1 protein-coding gene and 1 pseudogene are annotated in these 902 nt (G+C 73.1%); both read left to right on the forward strand.

Annotated features, from left to right (window positions below; all coding sequences use genetic code 11):
* Positions 1–76: 76 nt before the first annotated feature.
* Positions 77–532, forward strand: a pseudogene (locus ABZ281_RS50035) (CbiQ family ECF transporter T component); the annotation flags it as partial.
* On the forward strand, positions 529–902 hold a 374-nt coding region (locus ABZ281_RS50040), incomplete at its 3' end, for an ATP-binding cassette domain-containing protein (protein WP_356665560.1). The pseudogene ABZ281_RS50035 and the gene ABZ281_RS50040, both read left to right, overlap by 4 nt.

Raw genomic sequence — 902 nt, forward strand, 5'->3', positions numbered from 1 at the left:
AGCTCCTCGTCGTTCAGCTCGGTCAGTCCGCTGCTCACGTCAGAGAGGACGGAGTCGGCGAGATCCTTCTTCGCGGCCGGTCTGGGCCGGGGAGTTGCTCCTGCGCACCTCGGCGGCCTCCCTGGGCGTGCTGCTGTTCGCCTTCACCACACCCATGTCCGACCTGCTGCCCCGGCTGGTCCGGGCCGGGATCCCCGCGCCGGTCGTCGACGTCGCGCTGGTGACGTACCGGATGAGCTTCCTGCTGCTGGACTCCGTGCGGCGTATCCGGGAAGCCCAGGCGGCCCGGCTCGGCCACACCGGCCGGGCCGCGGAGTGGCGATCCCTGGCCGGGCTCGGCGCCACCGCGTTCGTCCGCGCCTTCGACCGGGCGACCCGTCTCCAGGCCGGACTCGCCGGGCGTGGCTACGACGGCACCCTGCGCGTCCTGGTGCCCGAGGCCCGGATCTCCGTCCGCTTCACGGCGGCCAGTTGCGCGCTCCTCGCGACGCTGGCCGTTCTCACCCTCGCACTGGAAAGGCCGCTGACATGAGCGAGCCCGCCCTCGTCGCCCTGCGGGGCGCGTCCTTCGCCTACGAGGACGGCCCGACCGTGCTCAGCGGGCTCGACTTCGAGATCCACGAGGGGCGCTCGCTCGCCCTGCTCGGCCGCAACGGCAGCGGCAAGACCACGCTGATGCGGTTGCTCTCCGGCGGGCTCAAGCCGCACGAGGGGCGGCTGACGGTCCAGGGGCGGCCGGTGGCGTACGACCGCAAGGGGCTGACCCGGCTGCGGACCGCCGTGCAGCTGGTCGTGCAGGACCCGGACGACCGGGACAGCCTGAGCCTGAGCGTGCTGCGACTGTCGGATGCCGCGCACCGGATGGCCTGGCTCGCGGTACACCTCGACGAACTGCCGGGGTC

This window comes from Streptomyces sp. NPDC006265 (assembly GCF_040613555.1).
In the GTDB taxonomy this organism is placed as follows: Bacteria; Actinomycetota; Actinomycetes; order Streptomycetales; family Streptomycetaceae; genus Streptomyces.